The sequence below is a fragment of the Cohnella sp. LGH genome, from assembly GCF_017671885.1.
GTDB classification, from domain to species: Bacteria; Bacillota; Bacilli; order Paenibacillales; family Paenibacillaceae; genus Cohnella; species Cohnella phaseoli.
This window is the reverse complement of record NZ_CP072117.1, coordinates 8,802,239-8,826,497: the sequence shown is the minus strand read 5'-3', so window position 1 is coordinate 8,826,497 and position 24,259 is coordinate 8,802,239. Positions and strand designations below refer to the sequence as shown.

General features: G+C 54.2%; 22 protein-coding genes. 15 read left to right on the top strand and 7 right to left on the bottom strand.

What is annotated here, in order from left to right; all coding sequences use genetic code 11:
- The first annotated feature begins 138 nt into the window (after positions 1-138).
- From J4772_RS36480 to J4772_RS36470, 3 genes are all read left to right on the top strand, one after another.
- Positions 139-3,174 (top strand): efflux RND transporter permease subunit, encoded by a 3,036-nt coding sequence (locus J4772_RS36480; protein WP_209073640.1) that lies wholly within the window; start codon positions 139-141, stop codon positions 3,172-3,174.
- A gap of 186 nt (positions 3,175-3,360) precedes the next feature.
- Entirely contained in the window at positions 3,361-4,008 is a 648-nt protein-coding gene (locus J4772_RS36475) for a hypothetical protein (protein WP_209073639.1), read from the top strand.
- A gap of 194 nt (positions 4,009-4,202) precedes the next feature.
- A complete protein-coding gene (locus J4772_RS36470; RefSeq protein WP_209073638.1) occupies positions 4,203-5,771 on the top strand; it encodes a M23 family metallopeptidase in 1,569 nt (522 codons plus the stop codon).
- A gap of 59 nt (positions 5,772-5,830) precedes the next feature.
- Here J4772_RS36470 and J4772_RS36465 read toward each other — a convergent pair whose 3' ends face one another.
- Positions 5,831-6,055 carry a helix-turn-helix domain-containing protein gene (locus J4772_RS36465; RefSeq protein WP_209073637.1) on the bottom strand — a complete coding sequence of 75 codons (225 nt, stop codon included), beginning with the start codon at positions 6,053-6,055 and terminating at the stop codon, positions 5,831-5,833.
- A gap of 110 nt (positions 6,056-6,165) precedes the next feature.
- On the opposite strand from J4772_RS36465, the gene J4772_RS36460 reads away from it, so the two are divergent.
- Positions 6,166-6,432, top strand: a complete 267-nt coding sequence (locus J4772_RS36460) for a DUF6809 family protein (RefSeq protein WP_116060925.1) — start codon at positions 6,166-6,168, stop codon at positions 6,430-6,432.
- Between the two features lie 399 nt (positions 6,433-6,831).
- Here J4772_RS36460 and J4772_RS36455 read toward each other — a convergent pair whose 3' ends face one another.
- Positions 6,832-7,017: a helix-turn-helix domain-containing protein gene (locus tag J4772_RS36455; protein ID WP_209073636.1), complete on the bottom strand. Its 186-nt coding sequence runs from the start codon at positions 7,015-7,017 to the stop codon at positions 6,832-6,834.
- A gap of 100 nt (positions 7,018-7,117) precedes the next feature.
- Here J4772_RS36455 and J4772_RS36450 point away from each other — a divergent pair, with 100 nt between their 5' ends.
- Together J4772_RS36450 and J4772_RS36445 are read left to right on the top strand one after the other, a co-directional pair.
- Entirely contained in the window at positions 7,118-8,557 is a 1,440-nt protein-coding gene (locus J4772_RS36450; RefSeq protein ID WP_209073635.1) for an IS66 family transposase, read from the top strand.
- Between the two features lie 294 nt (positions 8,558-8,851).
- On the top strand, positions 8,852-9,436 hold the full coding sequence (locus J4772_RS36445; protein ID WP_209073634.1) for an LOG family protein: 585 nt from the start codon (positions 8,852-8,854) through the stop codon (positions 9,434-9,436).
- Positions 9,437-9,495: 59 nt separating this feature from the next.
- Here J4772_RS36445 and J4772_RS36440 read toward each other — a convergent pair whose 3' ends face one another.
- Together J4772_RS36440 and J4772_RS36435 are read right to left on the bottom strand one after the other, a co-directional pair.
- Positions 9,496-9,915 (bottom strand): type II toxin-antitoxin system VapC family toxin, encoded by a 420-nt coding sequence (locus J4772_RS36440; protein ID WP_209073633.1) that lies wholly within the window; start codon positions 9,913-9,915, stop codon positions 9,496-9,498.
- Positions 9,912-10,157 carry a type II toxin-antitoxin system Phd/YefM family antitoxin gene (locus J4772_RS36435; RefSeq protein ID WP_116060922.1) on the bottom strand — a complete coding sequence of 82 codons (246 nt, stop codon included), beginning with the start codon at positions 10,155-10,157 and terminating at the stop codon, positions 9,912-9,914. The genes J4772_RS36440 and J4772_RS36435 overlap by 4 nt, the downstream gene beginning before the upstream one ends.
- A 284-nt stretch (positions 10,158-10,441) precedes the next feature.
- Between J4772_RS36435 and yycF the strand changes: the two genes are divergently transcribed.
- The 5 genes from yycF to J4772_RS36410 are packed head-to-tail and all read left to right on the top strand — an operon-like array spanning position 10,442 to position 15,976.
- A complete protein-coding gene (gene yycF / locus J4772_RS36430) occupies positions 10,442-11,182 on the top strand; it encodes a response regulator YycF (RefSeq protein ID WP_147310178.1) in 741 nt (246 codons plus the stop codon).
- On the top strand, positions 11,179-13,002 hold the full coding sequence (gene walK, locus J4772_RS36425; RefSeq protein WP_209073632.1) for a cell wall metabolism sensor histidine kinase WalK: 1,824 nt from the start codon (positions 11,179-11,181) through the stop codon (positions 13,000-13,002). Before yycF ends, walK begins: the two co-directional genes overlap by 4 nt.
- Complete coding sequence (gene yycH / locus J4772_RS36420; RefSeq protein ID WP_116060920.1) at positions 12,999-14,324, top strand: two-component system activity regulator YycH; 1,326 nt, start codon at positions 12,999-13,001, stop codon at positions 14,322-14,324. The genes walK and yycH overlap by 4 nt, the downstream gene beginning before the upstream one ends.
- Before the next feature lie 31 nt (positions 14,325-14,355).
- Complete coding sequence (yycI, locus tag J4772_RS36415; RefSeq protein WP_209073631.1) at positions 14,356-15,120, top strand: two-component system regulatory protein YycI; 765 nt, start codon at positions 14,356-14,358, stop codon at positions 15,118-15,120.
- 55 nt (positions 15,121-15,175) lie between these two features.
- The gene (locus J4772_RS36410) at positions 15,176-15,976 is read left to right on the top strand and encodes an MBL fold metallo-hydrolase (RefSeq protein WP_209073630.1); all 801 of its coding nucleotides are present in this window, start codon (positions 15,176-15,178) and stop codon (positions 15,974-15,976) included.
- A 20-nt stretch (positions 15,977-15,996) separates the two neighbouring features.
- On the opposite strand, the gene J4772_RS36405 is transcribed toward J4772_RS36410, so the two are convergent.
- On the bottom strand, positions 15,997-16,197 hold the full coding sequence (locus J4772_RS36405) for a hypothetical protein (protein ID WP_116060917.1): 201 nt from the start codon (positions 16,195-16,197) through the stop codon (positions 15,997-15,999).
- A gap of 220 nt (positions 16,198-16,417) precedes the next feature.
- Between J4772_RS36405 and J4772_RS36400 the strand changes: the two genes are divergently transcribed.
- Both J4772_RS36400 and J4772_RS36395 read left to right on the top strand, forming a co-directional pair.
- Entirely contained in the window at positions 16,418-17,749 is a 1,332-nt protein-coding gene (locus J4772_RS36400; RefSeq protein WP_209073629.1) for a S1C family serine protease, read from the top strand.
- A 58-nt stretch (positions 17,750-17,807) separates the two neighbouring features.
- On the top strand, positions 17,808-17,975 hold the full coding sequence (locus J4772_RS36395; protein ID WP_116060915.1) for a CxxH/CxxC protein: 168 nt from the start codon (positions 17,808-17,810) through the stop codon (positions 17,973-17,975).
- Between the two features lie 52 nt (positions 17,976-18,027).
- Here the strand turns inward: J4772_RS36395 and J4772_RS36390 are convergent, their stop codons facing one another.
- Positions 18,028-18,462, bottom strand: a complete 435-nt coding sequence (locus J4772_RS36390; RefSeq protein WP_116060913.1) for a threonine/serine exporter family protein — start codon at positions 18,460-18,462, stop codon at positions 18,028-18,030.
- Positions 18,463-18,481: 19 nt separating this feature from the next.
- Positions 18,482-19,243: a threonine/serine exporter family protein gene (locus tag J4772_RS36385; RefSeq protein WP_209077660.1), complete on the bottom strand. Its 762-nt coding sequence runs from the start codon at positions 19,241-19,243 to the stop codon at positions 18,482-18,484.
- A gap of 561 nt (positions 19,244-19,804) precedes the next feature.
- On the opposite strand from J4772_RS36385, the gene J4772_RS36380 reads away from it, so the two are divergent.
- Complete coding sequence (locus J4772_RS36380; protein ID WP_209073628.1) at positions 19,805-21,556, top strand: ABC transporter ATP-binding protein; 1,752 nt, start codon at positions 19,805-19,807, stop codon at positions 21,554-21,556.
- Between the two features lie 26 nt (positions 21,557-21,582).
- Entirely contained in the window at positions 21,583-23,604 is a 2,022-nt protein-coding gene (locus tag J4772_RS36375) for an ABC transporter ATP-binding protein (RefSeq protein ID WP_209073627.1), read from the top strand.
- The last annotated feature ends 655 nt before the right edge of the window (positions 23,605-24,259 follow it).

Sequence of the window (24,259 nt, the reverse complement as noted above, 5' to 3'; positions counted from 1 at the left end):
GCTCCGCCTGCAGTCCAGCAGCAAATCCCTTCCCAGGACCATGTCGCGCCGCATGAAAAGAACTTACAATCATATCCAGATGGTTCCAGCATGAAGGAACGCAGCTCGGGATAAAATTTGGAGGAGTGGTAGGGGCGCATGAAATTTTTCACGAATTTTTCGTTAAGAAATCCCGTGGCGATCGTACTGATGATTATACTGGTAACGGTCGGGGGAGTTTATTCTACGCTGCAATTCAAGCAGGAGCAGCAGCCGGAGATCGCGTTTCCGGGCATTGCGTTGTCGGCCGTATATCCGGGAGCGGCCCCGAACGAAGTATTGGATCAAGTCACTCGGCCTCTTGAGCAGGTGCTGCGGAACGTTGAGGGAGTGAAGAACGTATCCTCCCAATCCGCTAACAGCGTGGCTGTGCTTCAGCTCGAATTCAGTTTTAACGACGATATGAAGAAGAAGCAGGAAGAGGTCAAGCAGGCCATCGGCGACGTTCGTCTGCCGGAGGACGTGCAGAAGCCCGAGGTACTGTACTTCTCCACGACGAACCAACCGATTATGTATACGACGTTGTCCGCCATGGAGGGCGTGTCCCAGGAGGAGCTGGCCGGCTTCGTGAAAAGCTCCGTCATCCCCGATCTGCAAGCGATCGAAGGGATCAGCGAGGTACAGACGGCCGGCTTGAAGGACGAGGGGGTATATCTTCGGCTGGATGCGAAGAAAATGACGGAGAAAGGCATCGTCTACGAGCAAGTCGTCGGCATGCTGCAGGCTAACAATCTGAGCGTTCCGCTGGGGGAAGCGACGCTGGCGGATAATCGTCTTCCCGTCTTCGTGCAGGGGGATCTTCGAACGGTGGAGCAGCTGAAGGACTGGAGCTTGACTTCGGATGGCTCCGTCAAGCTGGTCGACATCGCTCAGATCGAGCAGGGCAAAGACCAGAGCATAATCAGTCTGACGAACGGAAGCCCGAGCGTATCCCTCAATATCGTTAAATCGGGCGATGCAAACACTGTAGAGGTATCCAACAAAGTTCTGAAGGTGTATGAGGAAGCGGAGAAAGCCGGTCAAGCAAAATCGCTGGTCATGTACAACCGCGCTACCGACGTGAAGGAATCGGTGAACACGCTTGCCCGTGAGGGTGCGCTAGGAGCATTGTTCGCGTCGATCCTGATCCTGTTCTTCCTGCGGAACATTCGCGCGACGCTGATCGCCATCGTGTCCATTCCGCTGTCCATGCTGATCGCGATGATCTGTCTCAAGACGTTCACCGATGTGACGCTGAACATCATGACGCTTGGCGGATTGGCTGTGGCTACAGGACGGGTCGTCGACGACAGCATCGTGGTCATCGAGAATATCGTACGGCGAATTCGCGGAGAGAAGGTCGACAAGGAGCTGATCTTGTCCGCCACTTCCGAGGTGGGCCGAGCGATTACCTCTTCGACGCTGACTACGGTTGCCGTATTCGCTCCGCTCGGTTTGCTTCAGGGGATGGTCGGCGGTTATTTCCGGCCGTTCGCTTTGACGGTGGGCTTCGCTCTGCTCTCCTCGCTCTTGGTGGCGCTGACGGTCGTTCCCCTTATGGCATGGGTGTTGATGAGACGCAAGGCTCCGAAGGAAGCGAAGGAGTCGGCGATGAGCCGGGGCTACAAAAAGGCGCTGCGTTGGTCGCTCGGCCACAAGACGCTGGTGATCTCCGTCTCCTTGCTGCTGTTCGTCGGCAGCCTGGTTCCGATCTTCGCAGGCAAGGTCGGCGTCGTGCTGCTGCCTCAATCGGATTACAAGTATTTGTTCGCTACGCTCTCTATGCCTAAGGGAACGGCTCTGCAGGCCGTCAAGCAGGAAGCAGAACGTATGGACGTTTTGATCCGGGAGCATACGGATGTGGAAAATTCGAGTTTGACCGTCGGGGGCGGCCTGATAAGCGGCGACAACGAAAATCAGGCCGACTGGTTTATCGGATTGCGTTCGGAGGCCGACCTGGATCAGTTTGCGGAAGAGATCGACGCCCAAATCGCGCTGCCCGAAGGAGCCAAGTTCGACCTGATCAAGGACGATATGGGCGGCGGAGGAAGAGTGGCAATCGATGTGACCGGCGCATCCGCAGAGGCTGTACGCGAGGGGACGGAGCAAATTACTGCGGCAGTCGCAGGAATTCAGGGGATTGAGGACGCAGAAAACAATCTGCAGGACGGAACGAAGGGCATCGCCATACAAGTCCGACAGCAGGATGCATCTAAATACGGTTTATCGGCCCTGCAGGCCTCGATGCTCCTTCGTCCTTTTTTGACGGAAGCCAAGGTTGGAAGAATCGGCAGTGAAAATGAGTCTAAAGACCTATACGTCTCTCTGAACGGAGCGGCAATCTCATCCCAGAGCGATATCGGCGATTTGGCGCTGAACACGCCTGTCGGCGAGCAGATTCGGGTTCGCGATATTGCCGACGTCCGGGAGACGCAGCTGCCAAGCGCGCTGCAGCTTAAAAACGGAGCGGAGTACGCGACGGTTACGGCAACGATTGCAGACAAGAACGTCAGCAAGGTCAATGCGGATTTACAGCAGGCTCTGGAGAAGCTGAAGCTTCCCGCCGGAGTATCCTATTCCTTGGGCGGAAGCAGCGAAGAGATCGGCCAGATGATGAGCGATATGCTCATGGCCATGCTGGTAGCCGTAGGAATGGTCTATGTGGTGATGGTCGTCGCATTCCGCGAAGGCCGGGCGCCTCTAGCGGTGCTGTTCTCGCTGCCGTTCGCCTTGATTGGAGGGCTGTTCGGCGTCCTCGCTAGCGGAGAACCGCTGTCCGTATCAAGCATGATCGGTTTCCTGATGCTGATCGGCATCGTCGTCACGAATGCGATTGTCTTAATTGAACGCGTCCAGCAGCAGATCGAGCACGGGCTTGCCATTCGCGAGGCGCTGATTGAAGCGGGAGGCACAAGACTCCGTCCGATTCTGATGACAGCGATCGCGACGATCTGTGCGCTGATTCCACTGGCGATCGGCATGGGCGGTGGCAGCATCATATCCAGCGGTCTCGCGGTCGTTGTGATCGGCGGCTTGACGAGCTCGACGCTGCTTACGCTGGTCGTCGTGCCGGTCATGTATGAGCTTCTGTATTACAAGCGTTCCCGCAAGCAGCGCCGCGCAGCCGGCGCGGGCTTGACGGATGCGGCGGCTTAGAAGTACAGGCTGTTGTGTCCGTACGTACAATAAGGTTTTTCAGAATTCGTCCTCTCAGGCTGCGCGATGGCCTGTAAGGACGATTTCTTTTTCTAGCAAGACTTTTCGGGGTCTATGAATGTTTGCAAGGAGGTTTGCCCATACTAAAAACTATGAAACTCGAAGCAAGAGCGCAGGAGGTAAGTTATGTTCAGATGGATAAGCTGGGTGTTCCGGGTGGTTGCGACCGCTCTGCTGCTCAGCTTCTTGTGTATATGGACGACGGGATATATTGTGAACAGTTATATGGAATCGGCGCTTAAGCAGTTGAATCTACCGCTGGAGGTGCAGCCGCTTGCTTTGTCCGGCGTGTGGGGCACGCTGTGGGGGGCGGAGCGAGCTCCGGAGAAGAGCGCGGTTGAAGAAGCGGCTTCCGGCAGCGCTTCTCAAGAGCCGCCGCCGAGCGCCAGCACGGAACCGCAAGCGACCGGAGGATACGAGGAGCCGCCTGAAGAAAGCAAGGAGACGGAGGAAGCAACCGCTCCTCCGGAGCCTGCCAATGCGAACCCCGAACCGGACGACGGGGGCGAGAATCCGTCTGAAGAAGCGGTACCGGTGTTCGGCGAACTATCGGCGCTCGCGCAGCTTAGCGATGAGCAGCGGCAATCGTTATACGCCTTGGTCGTCTCGAAGCTGAATGCCGAGCAGTTGAGTCAACTGTCGAATTATCTGCAAGATGGACTAACTGCGGAGGAGCTCGCCAGCATGCAGCAGATGCTGCAGTCGGTGATGACCGACGAGGAATACTCGCAAATGGTAGGGCTGCTGCAAGGTGAGGGTATGCAGGGAGAATAGCGTCGCATCAACACATAAAACGCTTTCAAAAATTATGGCCGCCGGTGCTGTCAACCGGCGGTTCTTTCCATTTTTCATAATTCTAATCCGTTCAAAAGGTTGATAGAGTCCTAAGACCTATGCTAAAGTGAGGTACAAGCAAACGCCACAACCGGAGACGAAGAACACCGAAAGCAAGGGAAAAGGGGAAGATCATGGCCGATTTTAGGGGAACGAATCGGATCCGGAAAATCCTTGCCGCAGCGCGGCAAACCTTCCGGTTCGTTCAATTCGCGCAAAGGAACGGAAACAACGGTACGGGGATCACAGCACAAGAAACGCATTCTGTACGCAAATATCGTAAACCGATTATCATAGCGTCCTGCAGCATAGCCGCCGTTATAGCGGCAGGAGTCATAGGATTCAATTATGTCGAAGCCAATAAGGTAGATTACTATCAGGTTCTGGTTAACGGCGAAGTGGCGGGAGAGATCAGCAGCCAGGAGAAAGTGGATCAGTTGATCGCGGATAAGATCGAAGAGCTGAAGCACGCAGATACCCCCGCTCAGCTGGTGTTGAACGACAATCAGGTCACCTTCGCGGCTGAAAGGGCATACAAGAAGCAGACCGACGACGAGGCAACGCTGAATCGTCTTGAAGGGATGCTTAAAACTCATGCAGTAGGCGTCAAAGTAGTCGTAGACGGCGAAGTCGTCGGCGTCGTTCGGGATGAGGCTACGGCCAAGAAGCTGTTGCAGCGGGTGAAGAACAAGTATGCTCCGGCTAGGCTTGTAGCCAAGCAAGGAGATATGGAAGTTCGCTCTCTGTCCGTGAACGCGGCCGGTGCAGACGAAGCGCAGGCGGCAGAGGACAAACCGAAGCGGGTCGTTACCGCCGTATCCTTCGCGGAGAAGGTGGAGACGGTCGAGGACGTCATTGACGCCAAAGAGTTGTCCGATCCGGAAGAGCTGTTCAAGACGCTGACGGAAGGCGAACCGATTCCGCGGACTTATACGGTCAAGAAAGGCGATTGCATTGGCTGCATCGCGGCGAAGCTGAATATCTCTGAAGAACTGATCTATACGAATAACAAATGGATTAAGAACGATTTTATTAATATCGGCGATGTGTTGGATCTGTCTCAGGAAGAACCGCCGATTCTGAACGTCAACTCCGAAGAAGAGGTGACGGAGATCGAGGTCATCGAGCCGCCGATTGAATATCAGAAGAGCGATTCGATGAAGCTCGGCCAGCAGAAGGTGCTCAAGGAAGGCAAAGAGGGCAGTCAGCAGGTCACCTACAAGCTGCTGAAGCGCAACGGAGCGCTGATCGAGGAAGAGCAGATTGCTCGCCAAGTCCTGATAGAGCCGATTCCAACGGTTATCCTCAAGGGAACGAAGGTCATTCGCGGCGTAGGCTCGGGCAAGTTCATCTGGCCTGTATCCGGTGCTCGTATTACCAGCTATATGGGCAAGAGATGGGGCAGAAGTCATAACGGCATCGATATGATCGGCAAGAGCAACATTATGGCGGCTGACGAGGGCGTCGTCGAATTCGCAGGCTACAAGTCCGGCGGACTCGGAAATGCGGTTATTATCGATCACGGCAACGGCTTCAAAACGACCTACGGGCACATGAAGAGCGTTAAGGTGAAGAAGGGGCAGGTCGTGGAAAAAGGCGACTCCATCGGCGTCATGGGCAGCACGGGCCGCTCCACAGGCACTCACCTTCACTTCGAGGTTCATCTGAACGGCAAGTTGAAGAATCCGACTAGTTATTTGTAGGAAAGAAACTTCTAATAATATACGAAACGCCGCATCCTGGAGCAACAGGAATGCGGCGTTTATTTCTTTTTAGGCGGGTAAGGTTCTTTGCGGTCAGTCCGGTTCAGCAAGTAGTCTATGCTGGTTTGATGCAGATCGGCCAGCTTGATAAGCGAAGAAGTTGGTAAGTCCAGCTCGCCGGATTCGTAACGCGAATAGGTGGTCTGACTTACTTTTAACAGGTCAGCGATGTATTTTTGTGTCCAATCCTTATCTTCTCTCAATGCTCTGATTCGTGTAAACATTATAGTGATCACCCTTAGCCATCATAGATTATGCGGAAATTGCATATTGATTATTATGCGTTTTTCGCATAAATTAAATGTAGGTAAAACAAGAATCGGAGGCTGAGGGTATGAAAAGCATCGTACAGGAGCTCTACAATGGGGACCTCTGTCCCGTAGCGCAGATCATATCCAAAAATACGGCATACCGAGAAATTGGACGCAGGGTTGCAGAGGAGTTAGGTATATGGAAAAAGCGATTGACGGGGGAGGAATATAAGCAGTTGGAGGAGTTGCTCGACCTGCGCATCCAGACGATCGCCATGGACCTGGAGGCCTCATTTGAGCATGGTTTTAAGCTCGGAGCGTCTTTGATGATTGAGGTGTTGTCCGAGTAGTAAGAGCAGTTGCTTTGTCCGAGCATGATATGTTGGCGATAAATGAGGGAGCTTTTGCCGAGAGTGAGGCGAGTGAGGAAGGTGTGAGCCGGCTCGTGGAGAGAAAGAAGGGGATCGAGATAGTCCTCTGGCTGACAATGCGATAGAGCGGAAAAGACGCCTTAAATTCGGGAAAATATCCATTTTGAAGAAAATAAAACGGGTTTTCCGCCTTAAATTCGAAAAAAACGGTTTTTTTGCAAAATAAAGCGAGAAATCCGCTCTACTGACCCAGAATTGGGCCGGAAGCCGATAATAAAGCGGAAGACCCGCCTTATTGGCAGCGTGGAAACGGAGAGGAACTCCGCTGCAACGCGCCCCGGTATCGCTTTTGTACCGCTGCCACTGGTATTCGGTGCTTCATTCCTTTTTAGTTATATAAGGCTCTTTGCAGTCTGTGCGATTCAATAAGTAGTCTGTGCTAGTTTGATGCAGATCGGCTATCTTCACCAAAATTGCAATAGGAATGTTAGCTTCGCCTCGCTCATAGTTGCTGTATATCCGCTGACTGCAGTTGAGAATAGCAGCAATCTCTGTTTGTGTCATATCTTGTTACTACTTAGGTCTCCTGTTATCTTTAAAGGAATTCCCACCCCACGTGTAGAAGTATTAAAGTAACAACGAATCGATCGAGGGGTGAGGGGAAATGAAGCCAACAGCGGACCAAGTGCTTACCATTTGTAAAGGTGACAAAGAAATTGCTTCCGTGGTTCAATTTCTCCTCGACCAACAGGCTGCGCATATCCAGCAACTCGAGAATCGTATACATGAATTGGAACGGCAGCTCGGAAGCAATAGCCGCAACAGCAGCAAGCCGCCATCGAGCGATGGCTTGCGCAAACCCACGAATCTGCGCCAACCCGGCGGTAAAAAAGGCGCACCCAAGGGGCATCCCGGTGCCACGCTGTGTCAGGTCGACGAACCGGATGAAGTCATCGTCCATTCGCTTGCGTCCTGCCCCGACTGCTCTGCCTCGCTGAACGAGGGGGAAGGGGGCTACGAGAATCGTCAGGTGTTTGACTTACCGCCACCACGCCTTAGGGTCACAGAGCATCGCGCGGAAAAAGCGTACTGTCGTCACTGTCGCCGTATGCAGCGCGCCCCCTTTCCCGCTCATGTTGAAGCTCCGGTACAGTATGGAAAAGGGATGGCCGCATGGACCGTGTATTTGCATGCGTATCAAATGCTGCCGCTCGATCGGATTGCTCAGTTGTTCGCGGATCTGACCGCCCATCGTCCCAGCGAAGGCACGCTGCTGTCTTTTTTAAGCACATCCTTCGATGCGCTAGCGTCCACCCAGCAAACGATCGAAGCGCGGTTGCTTGAAGAAGCTAAAGTCCATGCCGATGAAACGGGATGCCGGGTGAATGGCAAAACGCAATGGATGCATGTGATCTCCGATGAAGACCACACCCTGCTCCGCTTCCATGCCAAGCGTGGCAGTAAGGCCATGGACGAGATGGGGTTCTTGAATCGATATACGGGCACGGTTGTCCATGATTGCATGCAAGGGTACTTTAAGGATCGATACGTCTTTGAGCATGCGCTTTGCAAGGTGCATCTGCTTCGGGAATGCAAGGGCATTGCGGAACATGATCGCCATGTTTGGGCGCAACAGATGATGGATTTGCTCCAAGAGAGCTGGCAGCTCGCTCGCGAATCCCGACAAACAGAGAAAGCCTTAGCGCCCGAAGTCATCCAAAAGATCTGGAGCCGATACGATGAGATCCTGGAGGCCGGTCGGCATGAATGGATCAAGGATCCTGTGAGAATCAAGACAGGGACGCAGGGGCGAAAAATAAAGAGCAAAGCCGGCAATTTGGGAGAAAGGTTGTCCCTGCACAAAACATCCATTCTGTCGTTTCTTTGGCGTCCCTATATTCCATTCGATAACAATCAGGCGGAACGTGATTTGCGTATGGTGAAGGTCAAACAGAAAGTCTCCGGCGCATTTCGAACGGAAGCCGGAGCGCACATTTTCGCCAGACTGCGCAGCGTCATCTCCACGTTGATGAAGCAAGGCCTCCCGGTTCTTGCCTCTCTTTCCGATGCCCTTCGCGGCAAACCCCTTCTCCAGAACACCTAAGTAGTAACCATATCTTTATCTTCTCTGAGGCTTCGAATTCTCTCGTAGATCACCAATAACTCACCTCAAGGCAAGTATATTTTAGCGACCCCTCAAGTTCAAGTATCCGGCAATTCTGTAGTTGGAATCATGAACGGGCAGTAAGCTCCTCGATCACCCGACGTACAGTCCTAAGTAACTTTAATATTTGATACACGATTCATATGCCTTGCCCCTTTTGTACTATCGATGGAATTGCCTCATGCACTTCGATATACTTTTGTCGAGAACATTAATTCGATTTGAGGGATAGCAGTGAAGAGTGTAGCGGTATTTTGCGGCTCCAGCATGGGAGCTTCGCCTTCTTATAAAGAAGGCGCCATCGAATTGGGACAAGAGCTGGCCAAACAGGGAATTACGCTCATCTACGGAGGAGCAAGCGTGGGAATTATGGGTACGGTTGCGGATGCCGTGCTGGAATCGGGCGGCAAGGTGATCGGCGTGCTTCCCAAAATGCTGGAGGATAGGGAGATCGCCCATCGCGGCTTGACGGAGCTGATCGTTGTGAACTCCATGCATGAGAGAAAAACGAAAATGTCGGAGCTCGCCGAAGGTTTTATTGCTCTGCCAGGCGGCCCGGGGACGATGGAGGAGTTTTTCGAGATATTCACGTGGGCGCAATTAGGGCTGCACGGCAAGCCTTGCGGCATTTTGAACATCAACGGGTATTTCGATCTTATGCTGCAATTTTTCCGGCATATGAACGAACAGCAGTTCCTCCAAGATAAATACGCCTCCATGGTGTTGGCGGATACCGGCCCTGCCGGATTACTGGACAAGTTCCGGGCCTATCAGCCGCCTTCAGTGAAGACGTATATTAAAGAAGGAAGCCAAACCTAAGCTTCTAGATATGCCAAATAAACCGAGTCCGTGGAAGCTGAAACGCTCCACGGACTCGGTTATATCCAGGGATTATGGACAGGAACCTGACAGCGTTCTATATCTTTCACATTTCGAGTGACAACAGTAAGATTGTGGGTAATTGCGGTAGCAGCAATTAGACTATCCATTACAGGAAGTGCAATGCCAACTTTTTCTGAATTTCCTTGGATTTGTCCCCAAGTCATCAGAATATTTAAATCAAGGGAAAGGGTGCGTCCGTGGAATCGTTCGGTTAAATCTTGGTCGATCCATACTTGTAGCCGTGCTGCACGATCTTTATCGCTTAATTTGCTAATTCCTTTTTGTAATTCTCCGAATGTGATCACGCTTAGAAACAATGCGGACTCATCGCGTTCATCCATCCAATTCAACACGCCCAAATTAGGTTCCTTTTTTATAAGTTCTGAAATTACATTTGTATCTAGGAGATACTTCATAGTTCTACCTCTCGCGGAACGTCTTGGTTTCTTTCAAGGTCAAGTTCAAGTTCGCGAAAAGGTGAGTTCTTAAAAAAATCTGTCAATCGAGTTTTGGGCTTCGTTAGACGATGATACTCCTCCATTGACAAGACGATAGCTGCCGGTCTCCCTCGAACGCTGATGATTTGGGGACCTTCATCCGTTGCTCTTTTGACAACGGAGCTTAACTGGTTTTTCGCATCCTGAAGTTGCCATTGCATCCTGTAGCCCTCCATTCGGCTAGACTGTCTAGCTATATTATACCATAGATAAGTGACTTTTAAGCGCCTATTTACCAAACGTGACTTGCAATTAATCGAATAAAGAACCATATAACAGGTCACCGAAGGTCTAGAGAACCCTCACTGTCTGCAGATGAAACTTGGCGGGAAGATCAAATTATCATGGCGAGGAGGAGCTTATATCCATCGTTGGGGTAGCGCCCGCATTATGTTAAGATAGAAGGATAGGATTAGCTTCCGAGAATAGGGAGGCGGTGCAAACCATGTTGGGTAAAATTTTGGTCGTCGACGATGAACGGCCGATCGCGGATATTTTGAAGTTTAATTTGGAGAAGGAAGGCTACGAGGTCGTCTGCGCTTTCGACGGGGAAGCTGCGGTGCGGCTGGCGTTCGAGGAAGAGCCGGATCTGATTCTGCTCGACCTGATGCTGCCGATCAAGGACGGCATGGACGTGTGCCGGGAAGTGCGGACGCGCCTGTCTGTGCCGATCATTATGCTGACGGCCAAGGACAACGAGATCGACAAGGTGCTCGGGCTGGAGCTTGGCGCCGACGATTACGTGACCAAGCCGTTCGGAACGAGAGAGCTGCTGGCGAGGGTGAAGGCTCATCTGCGCCGTCAGCGCAATGTGGAGGCGACACGTTCCGATGAGGAAGCCGAGCCGGAAGCGGAGCGGCAGGGCATTCGCCTTTTCAATTTGTTTATCGATACCGATATGTACGTCGTGTACAAGAACGGCCAGCCGCTCGATCTGACTCATCGGGAATTCGAGCTTGTGCACTATCTGGCGAAAAACAGCGGGAAAGTCATGACGCGCGAGCATTTGCTGCAAGCGGTATGGGGGTTCGAATATTTCGGAGACGTGCGCACGGTGGATGTGACGATTCGTCGTTTGCGGGAGAAGTTGGAGGATGATCCGAGCCGGCCGGAAATTATTTTGACACGGCGCGGGCTGGGCTATTTGGTGCGCAATCCGAAGATGGCGGGCGGTTACTACGGATGAGAGGCGTTCGTTTTTTCCGCAGCATTCAAATTAAGTTGATTATGATGGTGCTGCTGCTTATTCTGATTGCGGTTCAACTAATTGGAGTGTATTTCATCAGTACGATGAAAACATCGCTGATCAACACGTTCTCCAGTACTCTGGACAGTCAGGCGAATATGCTGACAACGGTGCTCTCCACATCGAATGCCAATAGCGAAGGGAGTTTGCCGACGGGCGCCGAGGTGAACCTGAGCGCTCTGGTCAGCAACTTCTTAACCTACAGCGGGGCCGAGGTGCAGGTGCTGGACGCCGGCGGCAAGGTGCTGGCGACATCCAGCAACCATCAATCGTACATCGGCCGCAAAAATACGTCCCTGCTCGTCAGCCGGGCGCTTCAGGGCGTGCGGAACAACGAGGAAGAGATCATCGACGAAAGCAATGTCCGTAACAAGGTCATCGCCAAGCCGATTTTTAGCGGCGATAAAATCGTCGGAGCGGTCTACATCGTCGCTTCGATGAGCGAACTGTATCGGACGATGGAGGATATCAACCGTATTTTCGTCTCGGCGACGCTGATCGCACTTGGCCTCACGGCGGTGCTAGGCGTGCTGCTCGCAGGAACGATAACCTCGCCGATTAAAGCGCTGACCCGCCAAGCGGGAGCGGTGGCGGAAGGGCGATTCGACGAGCGGGTGCCGGTGTTCGGCAAGGACGAGATCGGGCAACTCAGCATCGCTTTTAACGAGATGACCGATCGGTTGAGCGACGCGCTGGCCTTGAACGAGGAAGAGAAAGAGAAGCTGGCGTCGATCCTCTCGAACATGAGCGATGGGGTTCTGGCTACCGACGAGGTGGGCGGCGTCATCGTCACGAATCGTCGGGCGAGGGCGATGCTCGGACTTCAGGAGCCGCGGGACGGAATTACGCTGTCCCAGGCGCTTGGCATCGAGCGGGAACCGATTGCGGAAACGCTGCAGGGCAATGAATCGTCCATGCTGCTGCATCGGGAGACGGAGGAAAGCACGGAAGACGAGATCTACCGGGTCACTCTAACGCCGATCCGACGCAGGGATAAGGGAGTCGTAGGAGCGATCGCAGTGTTGCAGGACGTCACGGAAGCGGAGATGCTGGAGCAGTCCCGTCGGGAGTTCGTCGCGAACGTGTCCCACGAGCTGAGAACGCCGCTGACGACGATCAAGAGCTATGCGGAGGCACTGAGCGAAGGCGCGCTGAACGAGCCGCCGCTTGCGGACCGCTTCGTCGGCGTCATTCGCAGCGAGACAGAACGAATGATCCGACTGGTTACAGATCTATTGCACCTGTCCCGTTTCGATTCTCGCCGTAATCAGTTGCTGCGCCAAAATGTGGATCTGCTTGAAATGCTGGAGGAAGTCGTTGATCGCTTCTCCTTTCAATTGAGGCAGAAGGCGATCACCGTATCGGTGAAGGTGGAGGAGACGCGGAAGACGGCAATGCTGGATCGGGACGGCATCGATCAAGTACTGGACAACCTTGTCTCGAACGCGATCAAGTATACGCTGGACGGCGGTTCGATCGATATTACGGCTGCAACGAATGGAGACGGCCAGCTGGCGATCGCGATCAAGGATACCGGAATCGGTATTCCGAAGAAGGATCTTCCCCGCATCTTCGAAAGGTTCTATCGCGTCGATAAGGCGCGTTCGAGGAATATGGGCGGCACGGGATTGGGGCTATCGATTGCCCGGGAAATTGTGCGCGCGCACGGCGGGTCGATGACGATCGAATCCGAGTCGAACGTCGGAACCGTCGTGACCGTGCAACTGCCGATCGTGCCGGAAGGAAGTGAGAGCGCATGATCGAGAAAGGCAAATCGGTGCTGCTGTTCCTGCTCGTCGTGGTCAGCCTCTATCAAAGTTATTTGCTGGCCTACAGCAAGCCTTTCTTGGAGGCGAAGGTGAAGACCGAGCTGGATTACGTAAAGACGGAACCGCTTGGCACAGAGTCAGAGGTGAAGGATCTAATCTTCCCGGAGCAGCTTGTCGTTCATCTGGGAGAGGACAGGCATACCGTGTTCTATCCGAGCACCGTTCCGTACTACAATCTGATTCTGGAGAAGCTGCGCAGCCGCGAGTTCAAAAGCTTGCAGCGGGACTCGATAAGATCCGTTGATTGGGATCAGATTGCCCGGGAGAACCAGGGAATCGAGCTGCGCTTCGGCCGGGCGATTCCGTTCGAGCTGCTGCAGCGATTATTCAAGATTGACGGAGATTTCCTGTTCTCTCGCGATTCGATTGACCGGATATGGATCTATACGAGCAAGCTTCGCGACGAAGTCCGGACGTATTTCTTCAGCTCGGACGGCCGCAACGTATATGAAGCTCAGAAAGCGGACTTAGCCGTCTTGGATGTGGAGGGCTATGTCGGCTTCGGGCAGTACTGGGACTCCTATGTCGTCTTTGGCGAAGAGATCTACATTCCGGAGCATCCGGTCTCCCGGATGCTGAGCATGGAAGTGCCTTACGATCGCTATACGGCGGAACAGATGCAGGATAATTTTCTGTTCGACGCGAGCAGTGTGCGGGCGATCCCGAGCGGCGCGTTCTACAACGACGCCAAACGGGCGATGAAGATCGAGCAGGAGGGCACATGGCTTTCCTATACGGACCCGATCGCGCCGACCGAGGGCGCCGATGAACTCGTCGAGAACGTGATCGCCGCTGTCAGCTTCGTTAATCAGCATGGAGGTTGGAATTCCGATCAGAACGGAGGAGGGAATTCCAAGTACGCTCTGGCCCATGGGAACGACCCGGTCGACAACAACGGCAACATCCGGTTTCAGCAATATTACCGCGATGTCCCGATCGTGTCGGGGACCGCGATGAATTTCGGCTATATCCAGATGACGCTGCAGCGGGGATTGGTCACTTCTTATGCCCGATCGTTGATTATGCTTGACCGCGAGGTAGTGAACAAGAAGGTCAGGAAGCTGCCCGGCGGCAGCGAGCTGCGTGCGATTCTGGAGTCGGCCGGAGGGAAGGTCGAGGCGCTGTTCCCGGCCTTTCGTCCGGAAAAGAAAGAGGACAAGATGATTCTGACCCCGGTGTGGGCGGTACGGCTCGCGAGCGGGGAGGTCATGATCGTGGCCGATTCGATTTTGGCTGAAGGAACGAAGAAGTAAACCGTAGAAGAGGCGAGGAAGGAGGAGAGGGATGGACTGGAGACGGGCCAAGAACGTGCTGATCGTATCCTTTTTGCTGCTGAATATCGTATTGGGTTATCAGCTGTGGACCGAGTGGCGCGAACGACTGAATACGACGGCCAACTGGACGTCCCTTCCCCCGGAGACGATTCAGTTTATGCGAGAAAACAACATCCAAGTGGCCGACAATGCTAAAATTCCGACTGAGACTCCGAACATGCGCGAAATCAGCTACATCTTTAAACAGTCGGCGACGCACAATGTGGCCGCGGGGAAGCAGATTGTATCGCCTCCGGAGACGCGCATCGTATTCGGCGAAGAATTGTTAAAGGTGCTAGGCGGCGTCATCCCGGAGTTGGACAAGTATGCGCTCGACCAGCCCGGAAGCCGGGAAGGCTTCTACTTCGTTTTTAACCGGATGGAGGGCGGCTGGCCGATGTTCGATATCCATCTGAATTTATTCTACAGCGACCAGAGAATTCGGGCCTATACGCAGGAACTGGTCGAAATCAAGCCGCTTGCCGGCGCCAAAGATCAGCAGGTGCTTTCGGCGGCCAAGGCGTTGGCTAAAGTCATCGAGAGAAACCTGCCTGCGGGATCGGTCATTAAGGAGATTCGGCTCGGGTACCATGGGGAAATTTTCGATGAGCTGGAAGAGCAGGTCTCGACGCCGTCCTGGAGGATATTGCTGGAAAACGGGGAAGATGTGTATTACGTGAACGCGATCAGCGCCGAGGTTACGGTGGAGAAGAGCGACGCGCCGGCAAATCCGTAGTGGGACGAATTGGGGAGAAACGGCGTAAAGCCGGGGAGAGGAACAGAAGGCGATTATGGGACTTCGATTTACGGTGCTGGCCAGCGGTTCGACAGGCAATGCAACCGTCGTATCCACGGATGCGGCGAGCGTATTGATCGATGTCGGACTTAGCGGCAAGAAAATAGAAGAGCTGATGACAGAAAGAGACTTTGCCGCACGGGAGCTCGACGCCATCTTCGTGACGCACGAGCATTCCGACCATATCCGCGGCTTGGGGGCATTCGCGCGCAAGCATCGACTGCCGATCTACGCCAACGAGAAAACGTGGGGAGCCATGATGAAGTCGGTTGGAGACATTCCCGAAGAGAACCGGAGAATTCTCCCGACCGATAGCGTCATGGAGCTTGCCGATTTAAGAATCGAATCCTACGCCATTTCGCACGACGCGGCGGAACCGGTAGGCTACTGCTTTCAATCCGGCGGAGCGAAGCTGAGCCTGGCGACCGATCTCGGATATGTCAGCGACAAGGTGATGAGACAGCTGCAAAATTCGGACGTGATGGTGCTCGAATCGAATCATGATGTGAACATGCTGCGAATGGGCCGATACCCGTGGAATACGAAGCGGCGCATTCTCGGAGACATGGGGCACCTCTCCAACGAAGCGGCCGGCGAGGCGCTGTGCAGCCTGCTGACCGGAAGGCTGAAGCGGGTTTATCTGGCGCATCTTAGTCAGGAGCACAACTTGATGGATTTAGCCAAACTTACCGTGAATACAGTATTAGAGAACAACGGATTTTTCTTTCATAAGCATGAGTTTGCACTTTGCGATACCTACTACGATCGCCCGACGGCATGGGATATCGTAGGATAAAACAGCCTGAAGCCCTGAAGTTACAATAGAAGCTGCCGATTCAGCTCGGTCTCCATTTCGGAAGCTTTCTGCCTGATTTCCTCCGGGGTCAGAATGCCCTTGTCGACCAGAAGCTCGATCAGCGTGCTAAGCGCAAGAAGCTGTTTGTAGTTGTCGTGCTTCATATCGGACACCTGAGAGGCAAGGTCGAGAAATTGCCAACCGAATTCCGCAGTTTTCATTGGCTAATCTTCCTTTCTTTACATAGAGATGATGAGAGGAAATCACTTGCTTGTCCACCTGTATTCTATTACTATTCTAGTCAAAACCCTAAGAAACATTCCTATGAATTTCAGCTTTGCATGATTAGATTGGCCGCGATCAGCTAGAATAGATATAGAGGAAGTTCGCAGCGGAGAGAATGGGAGCGAGCGGCTTTCCGGAGAAGGACGGTGCAGGGCGATGGGTTTGTTCGATGATGATTTCTATTCTACGCGAGTCAGGCGCCGCTCGCGATATTGGCCGCGCGGGAGTTCGCGGGCTTCGGGCTTACGCCCCGGATCGACGCTTAGAATCGCGCTGATCTCGTCGCTGACCAGCTCAGTGCTCGTAGCTGCGCTTTTCCTGCTATGGGGAGGCGGCGGAAGAAGCCCCGAGCCGGAGTCGATGCCGGCGATCGCCGGGGGGCAATCGTACGTCGAGACGTCGGAGAGGATTATTTCCGCTTCCGAGAAAGTAAGGCCGGCTGTCGTCAGCATCATCAACTTGACAACTCAGGCGCTGGAGCTGCAGGAAGCCGGGGATTTCGAGGAAGGCGAGCTGCCGTACAATACGAGCATGGGCTCGGGCGTTATTTTCAAGAAGCAGGGCGATAAGGCCTATATTATTACGAATGCCCACGTTATTCAGGACGCAGGGGAAATTCAAGCCGTACTGGTTGGCGGGGAGCGGAAAAAGGCAACCATCGTCGGCAAGGATATCATTACCGATCTGGCGGTGCTGGAGGTAGGGGCGGACGGAATCAATACGGTCGTGGAGCTGGGGCACTCGGATAAGCTTCGCGTCGGAGAGATGGTGATTGCGATCGGCAACCCGCTGGGCTTCGGGGATTCGCTGACCCAGGGAATCGTCTCGTCGACGAAGCGGATCATTCCGGTATCGATCAACCAGGACGGCAATTACGATTGGGAGCAGGAGGTCATCCAGACGGATGCTGCGATCAATCAAGGCAATAGCGGCGGAGCTTTGGTCGACCTGAACGGCAAGCTGGTCGGGATCAACAGCATGAAGGTGGCCGATCGAGGAGTCGAGGGCATCGGCTTCGCGATTCCGATCGATCAGGCGGTCCCCGTGTTGAACGCCTTGATGGAGAAGGGCAAAGTGTCTCGTCCATATTTGGGCGTCTATACGATGAATCTCGGCTACTACCTGGACGGCATAGAGATGAACGGCCTGGATGATCCGGACGAGGAAGAGGGATCCGAGGATACCGGCGAGCTGCGCGAAGAGACGGATGGCGAGGCCTTCGAGCCTGCGGAGCCGGTCGTTCCCAAAGGAGTGACCAAAGGCGTGATCGTGCTGGAGGCGGTAGGACCGTCTCTGGATGCGGGGCTGAAGTTCAACGATATTATTATCGCTCTGGACAGCACGGCGATAGGGAGCACACTGGATCTTCGCAAATATTTGTATCATTCCAAGAAAATCGGGGATTCGCTGAAGGTTACCTACTACCGCGATGGCAAGAAGCACACACTAGACGTGAAATTGACGGAAAAAGCGGATGCGCAGGAGTAGCGGAGAAGCGCGGACTTGGAGTACAAAGCAGACGATGCGAACTGAAGGGACTAACGGAATGTATTGCGTATGCCGGGAGCACGTGGAATTGGCTATCGATAAATTTGTGGACGAATACGAGGACGCGCCGGATTTGGTGAATCTCCAGACGACGGCGTTCTCCGCCTGGACTGCGCCCGAGCACTGCGAGTGGTGCGGCAATCCGGCGGAAATATTGGTCGTGTGAGCGAGGATAAAGGTACGCTTCTCCTGTTTAGGGGATGGCGTACCTTTTTTAATTACAAGCGAGATCTGCGAATGGCCTGGTTGATTACCTCGGACAGAACAAGTCCCATGGCGATAGCGCCGGAGAGCATGAAGGCTTGCATGCCCGATTGCAGGGCGGCGTCGAACTCGTTCTCCACGGCGCTGCGCATCGCGTTGTAAGCCAGCCCTCCGGGAACAAGCGGAATGATGCCCGATACGTTAAATACGATGATCGGCATCCGGTACAGCTTGGCCATAATCTGGCTCAGCACGGCGACGCAGCCGGCAGCGATCAGGGTAGAGATCGTGGCGTTCACCGCTTGCTGCGTCAGCACGACATATAGCGCCCAGCCGAGCATGCCGACGATGCCGCACTGTACGAGGCCGCGCTTAGGCACGTTAAAGATCAGGCCGAACGCCGCCGAAGCCACGAAGCTCGTCGCCAGCTGTTCAAATAGGGTTGTCATGATACGCGGTTCCTCCTCTCTAGCTCCATGCGGACAGCATGACGGCAATGCCCGCGCCGATCGCCGAAGCCGTCAGCAGCGCATCGGCCCCCTTAGACAGCCCGGATACCAGGTGCCCGGCCATCAGATCGCGTACGGCATTCGTTATGAGCAATCCCGGGACGAGCGGCATGACCGAACCGATAATGATTCGATCGAGCTCATGCCCGAAGCCTGTGTGAACGAATGCAATCGCCAGTGCTCCGATAATTGTCGCGGATAGAAACTCGGCGAAAAATCTGATCTGCACGAGTCGATGAAGCAGAAGCAGCAAAGCAAATCCAATGCCTCCCGCCAGCATGGCCGGAACGAAGTCGCTCCAGCCCCCCTTGAACATGATGAGGAAGCAGCCGCTCGCCACCGCGGCCGAGGCGATCTGCAGCCAAGCCGGGTAGACGACGCGCGCCCGCTCGATATGCTGGAGCCGCGCCAGCGCATCTTCGGCGTTCAGCTCGCCAAGGCTGATTTTGCGGGAAACCTCGTTGACAAGGGTCACCTTACTCAGGTCTGTCGATCGTTCCGAAATACGAACGTACCGGGTGACGGGATTCGCTCCGCCGAGGTCGAAAAAAAGCCCTGTCGGCGTCACATAGCATTGCGATTTGGGAAATCCGTTGGCCGCGGCAATCCGGGTCATCGTATCCTCGACCCGCTGCGTCTCCCCGCCGCTCTGCAATATAATTTTTCCGGCCAATAAGCATAGCTCCGAAATAGTACGACCATGGGAATCCGGATAGGTAATCAAGGTTGGCTCTCTCCCGTTCTTCAACTAACTCTATTATAGCCGGATTAAGATAGAGTCCAACTGTTGTTTCAGCCTCTCTCGACTCGATAAGGACGGAAGTAAAAAAATTCAAGTTATTTTTCGTTAGCCTGTTGACAGTGCTCGGGGGCCGATGTTAAAGTGTCAAATAGATTCTTAATGAACGGAAAGGGGGGTACGGAAATGAGAAACGGTCACTTTACTGGATTCATCGCCAATCATGGCGGTGTTGTCGGCATTCATTCCCGTAACCCTCTCGCAAACGACTGCTAAAGCCGGAAGAATGGCATGATTCTTCTAGCTTTAGCGGCAGGGCGCATGGTTACGTGACGTAATCGTGCGCCTTTTTTATCGCTTTCGGAGCAATTGCGGCGGTCTTTGACAAGTCGACATAAGCTCCGTTGGCGATGGAGGATGAGTCATCATCCTCGAAGGCGTATCGCTTACGGGCGGTATGCCTTTTTTGTTCACAAGGTTGTGCGACGGCTTGTTCGTCATTGGGCGGCAAGACGTCTTATCGAGAAGGGTGTGAGTTTATAGATGTTTATCGTACTGAAGAAGTTAAGCTGGTTTTTCAAAATGCACTGGAAGAGGTACACGGTTGCAATCGTCCTGCTGACGATCGTCGGTATCATCGACATCGTTCCTCCGAAGCTGATCGGAGTAGCGATCGACGGAATTCAGGAAGAGACGCTGACGGCGGGCAGACTGATGGAGCTAATGCTGTTCTGGGGCGGTCTGACGGTTGCCAGCTACGGCCTGAGCTATATTTGGCACTATCAATTGTTCGGCGGGGCGTTCGTGCTGGAGCGGAAATTGCGTTCGCGACTAATGCGGCATTTTCTGAAAATGAGCCCTACGTTCTACGAGCGTAACCGCACGGGAGACTTGATGGCGCGAGCGACGAACGATCTCGGCGCAGTGGCGGTGACGGCCGGATTCGGGATATTGACGCTGATCGATTCGACGCTGTTCATGCTGACGATTCTCATCGTTATGGCGGGTACGATCAGCTGGAAGCTGACGCTGGCCGCGCTGCTGCCGCTTCCGATCATGGCGCTGCTGATGCAGCATTTCGGCAAGAAGATTCACGATCGGTTCATGAAGGCTCAGGATGCTTTCGGCAATCTGAACGACCAGGTGTTGGAATCGGTATCAGGTGTGCGCGTCATTCGAGCGTTCGTGCAGGAGCAGGCCGACCGCAAGCGGTTCAGCGAGTCTGCCGATCACGTTCTGGAAAACAACATACGCGTCGCCAAGATCGATGCGCTATTCGAGCCGACCGTCAAAATACTGGTGGGTGCCAGTTACCTGATCGGTCTGTGCTACGGAGCGGTGCTGGTGTTCCAAGGAGATATTACGCTCGGCGAGATGGTATCGTTTAACATGTTCCTCGGCATGCTTATCTGGCCGATGTTCGCCATCGGAGAACTGATTAACATTATGCAGCGAGGCAATGCGTCGCTCGATCGGATCAGCGAGACGCTTGGCGTGAAACCGAACGTCACGGATGCGGAGGACCCGATAGAGGTTGAGGTGCCGGAATCGATTGTTTTCAACGGTGTTACATTCCGCTACCCTTCTTCGTCCATCGACAATCTCGTCGACGTTTCCGTCACTCTGCGCCGCGGGCAAACGCTTGGCGTCGTCGGCCGCACGGGAAGCGGGAAAACAACACTGCTTAAACAGCTGCTTCGCGAGTATCCGATGGGCGCGGGCGAACTGACGGTCGGCGGAGTGCCGGTGACCGAGGTTGAATTGAACCGGCTGCGCGGCTGGATCGGCTACGTTCCGCAGCAGCCGATTCTGTTCAGCAAGACGATCCGCGAGAACATCTGGTTCGGTACGAAGGATGAAGCGGGCGACGAAGCGCGGTTGAACCGAGCGCTGGAGTTGGCTTCGTTCCGCAAGGACGTGGCGTTCCTGCCGGACGGACTGGAGACGCTCGTCGGCGAGAAGGGCGTAGCGTTGTCGGGAGGACAGAAACAGCGGGTCAGTATCGCGCGGGCGGTCATCTCCGATCCGGAAGTTCTCATGCTGGACGATGCGCTGTCGGCGGTCGACGCGAAGACGGAGACGGAAATTCTGGAGGGCATTCGCACCGAGCGGGCCGGGAAGACGACGATCATCGCGACGCACCGGCTGTCCGCCGTGCAGCACGCCGACTGGATTGTCGTTCTCGACGAAGGCCGGATTTCCGAAGAGGGAACACACGAACAACTGCTCCAATTGGGCGGATGGTATAAAGAGCAGTACGATCGGCAGCAACTGGCTTCGGTCGTAGAGAATTAAACAAGGAATGCGGGTGAAGCATCGAAATGGGAGTTAACGGGAAAAGGTTGTTCAGATACGCCTGGAACTATAAGAGGCCGATTCTTCTGGCGCTGGCGTTGCTGCTGCTGGCAGTCGGCGTCGAGCTGGTCGGGCCGTTCTTGGCCAAGCGAATGATCGATACGAATATTATGGGCATTGAGAAGCCTTGGTACGAAACGAAGCAGGATGAGAAATACGCCGTCCCTTACGGGGAGGGATGGTATAAACGGGAAGATCATTTCTCGTCGGGCGAGACAAAAGGGGAAGAGGTCCGTATTCTGCAATCGGGCCGCAGCTATTATTTTGTAGACGCGGCGGATATTCCGAATACCGGCAAACGGACTTTCGCGGATGGCGTGCTTACGATCGCTAGAGAGGACGGCACCATCCTGAGCTACCCCGCGGCGAAGCTCACGAAGGACGAGGTTTACGATTTCTACAAGCCGGAGTTCCGCAGCATTTTCCTGCTGGCGATTACCTATATCGGCTTGCTGCTGCTCGGAGGCGTGCTCGCTTACTGGCAGAGGCTGCTGCTGCAAGTATCCGCGAACCGGATCGTACGCCAGATGCGCAACGATGTGTTCCGGCATCTGCAGCGCCTGCCGGTGCAATACTTCGACAATCTGCCCGCGGGCAAAGTCGTGGCCAGGGTGACGAACGATACGGAAGCGATCCGCGAGTTGTATGTATCGGTGCTGGCGAACTTCTTCTCCGGCATCATCTACATCGTCGCGATCCTCGGCGCGGTGTTCGTGCTGGATACGAATCTGGCTTTGATCGCGCTGCCGTTCGTTCCGATCCTGTACGTCTGGATTATCGTCTACCGCAAGTTCGCGGCCAAGTACAATCATGTCATTCGCTCGCGGCTGAGCGACATCAACGGCATGATCAACGAGTCGATTCAAGGGATGCCGATCATCCAAGCCTTCCGCAAGGAAAAGGAAACGATGGGCGAGTTCCACGAAATGAACGACGAATATTTCAAGTATCAGAACAAGTTGCTGTCGCTGAACTCCATCACCTCTCACAACCTGGTCAACGTGCTGCGGAACGTGCTGTTTATGGCGGTGGTCTGGATGTTTGCCGGAGACTGGCTGGGAGCGGCCGTAACGGTCGGGGTACTGTACGCATTTATCGATTATATGAACCGGATGATGCAGCCGATTGTCGGGATCGTCAACCAGTTATCCAACCTGGAGGTGGCGCGGGTATCGGCGGAGCGGGTGTTCTCCCTGCTTGATGAGCCGGGGATCAAAGTTTCCAACGCCAAGCTGGAGCGCTACAAAGGGAATGTCGAGTTCAAAGAGGTTTCGTTCGCTTACAAGCCGGGCGAGGACGTGCTTAAGAACATCTCGTTCACCGCTAAGCAGGGCGAGACGGTTGCACTGGTCGGTCATACGGGCTCGGGCAAAAGCTCAATTCTCAACCTGCTGTTCCGTTTCTACGACGTGGAGCGCGGCACGATCTCGATCGACGACATCGACGTAAGGGAGCTGTCGAAGCAGCAGCTTCGACAGCACATGGGCATCGTGCTTCAAGATCCGTTCCTCTTCACGGGAACGATCGCGTCGAACGTCAGCCTTGACGATCCGTCGATCACGCGCGAGAAGGTGGAGCAGGCGCTTCGCGACGTCGGCGCGTACGAGATGTTCATGCAGCTGCCCGGCGGCCTTGACGAGCCGGTTATCGAGAAGGGCAGCACGCTGTCCGCCGGACAGCGACAGCTGATCTCCTTCGCTCGGGCGCTGGCGTTCGACCCGGCGATTCTGATTCTCGACGAGGCGACGGCCAGCATCGACACCGAGACGGAAGCGATCATCCAAGCGGCGCTTGATGTGCTGAAGCGCGGCCGGACGACGTTCGTCATCGCGCACCGACTGTCGACGATCCGCGCGGCCGACCAGATTCTTGTGCTGGACCGCGGCAAGATCGTAGAGCGCGGCAACCACGACGAGCTAATGCAGCAGGGCGGCAAGTATTTCGCTATGTATCAGTTGCAGCTGGGCTCGGCGGAGGGTGTGGCGTAATAGGGAACAGAAGAATCCGCTGGCAGGGAGCTGGCGGGTTCTCTTTTCACTTTATAGGGGGACTCCCGGAATGGTGCTTTATGGAATTGGTAGTCCGCCGAAGCACATAGAAGATCCAATATCCTTGAAAAAAAGTGTGTAACTAGTAGATCGATTCAAAAATAATGCAATCATGATGTCGGAAAACTGCAAATCTGCCCAGTCGGAATTTTGGGTGCCTCGTGGCACCGCGATTTGTCGCTCTAACGTTGCCCAACGGGCTTACAGCCTCGTGGCACCGCGATTTGTCGCTCTAACGTTGCCCAACGGGCTTACAGCCTTGTGGCACCGCGATTTGTCGCTCTAACCGTTGCTCAGTCGGTTTATAAATCTCTAATGAGCTTCATTACGTTATTTCGGGAGCGCTCTACTAGTAGCTTACTATAAATAAGGATTTGCTCGCACGTTGTGTACGACCGAAGTGAGGAGTTCGCACGCTGTGTGCGCACTCCTCTTCTTATTTGTATTCCCATTTCATTATTTTATGGTCAAGATGTCTTGCATAAAAATCAATGATCTTGGTTGAACAGTCCAGAAAGCACTTGTACGATCAGAGAAGAGAGCAATAATAGATAGTGTACGGATTTTGCGAGCGCAGACAAGAGAGAACATGTAA

Bases quoted from the DNA above. Each gene is read 5' to 3' on its own strand.
- J4772_RS36480 (WP_209073640.1), top strand. From the start codon at position 139: ATGAAATTTTTCACGAATTTTTCGTTAAGAAATCCCGTGGCGATCGTA.
- J4772_RS36475 (WP_209073639.1), top strand. From the start codon at position 3,361: ATGTTCAGATGGATAAGCTGGGTGTTCCGGGTGGTTGCGACCGCTCTG.
- J4772_RS36470 (WP_209073638.1), top strand. From the start codon at position 4,203: ATGGCCGATTTTAGGGGAACGAATCGGATCCGGAAAATCCTTGCCGCA.
- J4772_RS36465 (WP_209073637.1), bottom strand. From the start codon at position 6,055: ATGTTTACACGAATCAGAGCATTGAGAGAAGATAAGGATTGGACACAA.
- J4772_RS36460 (WP_116060925.1), top strand. From the start codon at position 6,166: ATGAAAAGCATCGTACAGGAGCTCTACAATGGGGACCTCTGTCCCGTA.
- J4772_RS36455 (WP_209073636.1), bottom strand. From the start codon at position 7,017: ATGACACAAACAGAGATTGCTGCTATTCTCAACTGCAGTCAGCGGATA.
- J4772_RS36450 (WP_209073635.1), top strand. From the start codon at position 7,118: ATGAAGCCAACAGCGGACCAAGTGCTTACCATTTGTAAAGGTGACAAA.
- J4772_RS36440 (WP_209073633.1), bottom strand. From the start codon at position 9,915: ATGAAGTATCTCCTAGATACAAATGTAATTTCAGAACTTATAAAAAAG.
- J4772_RS36435 (WP_116060922.1), bottom strand. From the start codon at position 10,157: ATGCAATGGCAACTTCAGGATGCGAAAAACCAGTTAAGCTCCGTTGTC.
- yycF (WP_147310178.1), top strand. From the start codon at position 10,442: ATGTTGGGTAAAATTTTGGTCGTCGACGATGAACGGCCGATCGCGGAT.
- walK (WP_209073632.1), top strand. From the start codon at position 11,179: ATGAGAGGCGTTCGTTTTTTCCGCAGCATTCAAATTAAGTTGATTATG.
- yycH (WP_116060920.1), top strand. From the start codon at position 12,999: ATGATCGAGAAAGGCAAATCGGTGCTGCTGTTCCTGCTCGTCGTGGTC.
- yycI (WP_209073631.1), top strand. From the start codon at position 14,356: ATGGACTGGAGACGGGCCAAGAACGTGCTGATCGTATCCTTTTTGCTG.
- J4772_RS36410 (WP_209073630.1), top strand. From the start codon at position 15,176: ATGGGACTTCGATTTACGGTGCTGGCCAGCGGTTCGACAGGCAATGCA.
- J4772_RS36405 (WP_116060917.1), bottom strand. From the start codon at position 16,197: ATGAAAACTGCGGAATTCGGTTGGCAATTTCTCGACCTTGCCTCTCAG.
- J4772_RS36400 (WP_209073629.1), top strand. From the start codon at position 16,418: ATGGGTTTGTTCGATGATGATTTCTATTCTACGCGAGTCAGGCGCCGC.
- J4772_RS36395 (WP_116060915.1), top strand. From the start codon at position 17,808: ATGTATTGCGTATGCCGGGAGCACGTGGAATTGGCTATCGATAAATTT.
- J4772_RS36390 (WP_116060913.1), bottom strand. From the start codon at position 18,462: ATGACAACCCTATTTGAACAGCTGGCGACGAGCTTCGTGGCTTCGGCG.
- J4772_RS36380 (WP_209073628.1), top strand. From the start codon at position 19,805: ATGTTTATCGTACTGAAGAAGTTAAGCTGGTTTTTCAAAATGCACTGG.
- J4772_RS36375 (WP_209073627.1), top strand. From the start codon at position 21,583: ATGGGAGTTAACGGGAAAAGGTTGTTCAGATACGCCTGGAACTATAAG.